This window comes from Mesorhizobium sp. CO1-1-7, from assembly GCF_020164885.1.
Lineage (GTDB): Bacteria > Pseudomonadota > Alphaproteobacteria > Rhizobiales > Rhizobiaceae > Mesorhizobium > Mesorhizobium australicum.
The window spans coordinates 1-2,198 of the sequence record NZ_JAIUHA010000022.1; the positions used below are offsets into that span (position 1 = coordinate 1).

At 63.9% G+C, this 2,198-nt stretch carries 1 protein-coding gene; it reads left to right on the plus strand.

Annotated features, from left to right (window positions below; all coding sequences use genetic code 11):
* Positions 1-428 precede the first annotated feature (428 nt).
* Positions 429-2,069 carry an ABC transporter substrate-binding protein gene (locus tag LB516_RS28780; RefSeq protein ID WP_224720829.1) on the plus strand — a complete coding sequence of 547 codons (1,641 nt, stop codon included), beginning with the start codon at positions 429-431 and terminating at the stop codon, positions 2,067-2,069.
* Positions 2,070-2,198 lie beyond the last annotated feature (129 nt).

The window sequence follows — 2,198 nt, forward strand, 5'->3', positions numbered from 1 at the left end:
CTGCGGCGGACGCATAGGGGGAGAACTGTTACCTATGTATCCGGTTCATTCTGTAACCCATCTATCGGCTGGACACTCGGCGAAGCCGAGACGGAGTGGGGGAAGCCGCTGTGAAACGCGAAGCCGCAGGCAAACGCATCGCTCTTGCTCGCAATCCGACCGATCCCCTGCGGGGGAGATGGCTAGCAGACAAGAGGTGGTGCGCCCAGGTCCGTCCACCCCCTGCGGAGCATCGCACAAGTCCTGCGGATTCCAGAACATTCCGCCACGTCACCCAGCCCTATCATTCCCCCTCAGGCAATGGCGCCCCGGCGGTCGCAGCCGCGCCGCGTCGGCTTGTCCGCCGGGGCGAGCCTGTTTCCGTGCAGGCCGTCGTCCCAAAACCGCTGGGCACTTTGGGCAATGCACCAACAAAAGAGGGAACGACGATGAAATTCATGCTGACCGACCGCAAACTTCACCCGCGTGCCAAACCTGTCGCCGACGATTTCAAGACGGGCGGCATCAACCGCCGCGAATATCTGGCCCTGATGGCCGGGCTCGGCGTCAGCGCCGCCGGCGCTTTTGCGCTGGGCGGCATCGCCCCGACGCCCGCCCGCGCCGCCGAGCCGAAGAAGGGCGGCGTGCTGCGTGTCGCCATGAACGTCAAGGGCTTCAAGGATCCCCGCACCTTCGACGGCGTCGAAATGTCCAATGTCGCGCGTCACTGCAACGAATATCTGGTGCGCTGGAACACCGACTTCACCTTCGAGCCTTGGCTGCTCGAAAAATGGGAGATGAGCGACGACGCCAAGACGCTGACGCTGCATGTGCGCAAGGGCATCACCTGGTCGAACGGCGACGCCTTCAACGCCGACGACGTCGTCCACAACCTCACCCGCTGGTGCGAGGCCGGCGTTGCCGGCAATTCGGTCGCCGCGCGCATGGGCGCGCTGGTCAATGCCGACACCAAGAAGGTGGTCGATGGCGGCATCGAGAAGGTCGACGACTACACCATCAAGCTCAACCTGCCGAAGCCGGACATTTCGCTGATCGCCGGCATGGCCGATTATCCCGCGTTGATCATGCACCGCTCCTATGAGGGCGACGGCGACCCGATGAAGGCGCTCGCCATCACCACCGGGCCGTGCGAGCTGGTGAAATGGGACGCCGAGACGGCCGCGGAGGTCAAGCGCCGGGACAAGCCCTGGTGGAAGGGCGAGTTCTACCTCGATGGCATCCAGTGGATCGACTACGGCTCCGACCCTAACGCCATGCTGTCGGCCTTCGAATCCGGCGAGATCGACACCGATCACGAGACCGCTTCCGACGCCGTCTCGCAGACCGACAAGATGGGGCTGAAGAACTCCGAGATCGCCACCGGCTCGACCATCGTCGCCCGCTTCAACGTCGCCAACGCGCCCTATGACGACGTCAAGGTGCGCCGCGCCGCCCAGCTCGCGGTGGACAATTCCGCCGTGCTGAAGCTCGGCCTCGATGGCCGCGGCAAACCCGCCGACAACCACCATGTCGGCCCGATGCACCCCGAATATGCCGATATCGGTCCGGCCAAGCGCGATGTCGAGGCGGCGAAGAAGCTGCTGGCCGAGTCCGGCAAGGCGGACCACGAATACGACCTCATCTCGGTCGACATCGAATGGCAGAAGAGCACCGGCGACGCCATCGCCGCGCAGATGCGCGAGGCCGGCCTCAAGATCAAGCGCACCGTGCTGCCCGCCGCCACCTTCTGGAACGACTGGAGCAAGTTCCCCTATTCCTGCACCGAATGGCTCGGCCGCCCGCTTGGCGTCCAGGTGCTGGCGCTGGCGTATAAATCGGGCGCCGCCTGGAACGAGAGCGCCTATGCCTCGAAGGAGTTCGACGCGCTGCTCGACAAGGCGCTCGCCATGCCCGACCCCAAGGCCCGCAAGGAGGTCATGGCCAAGATCGAGCAGAATTTGCGCGATTCAGGCATCATGATCCAGCCCTACTGGCGCTCGGTCTACCGGACCTTCCGCAAGGGCATCGAAGGCTGCGAGCAGCATCAGGCGCTGGAACAGCATTTTGAGAAGGTTTGGATTGAAAGTTGAGGTTTGGCCGGTCTTGGTTCCTCTCCCTCCGGAGGGGGGAGAGGTGGCGCTGCTGTCCGAACCGGATAGATAGGTAACAGAATGGACCGATAGCATGGGTGACAGTTTTCTTGTCCGCCGGAGGACCGG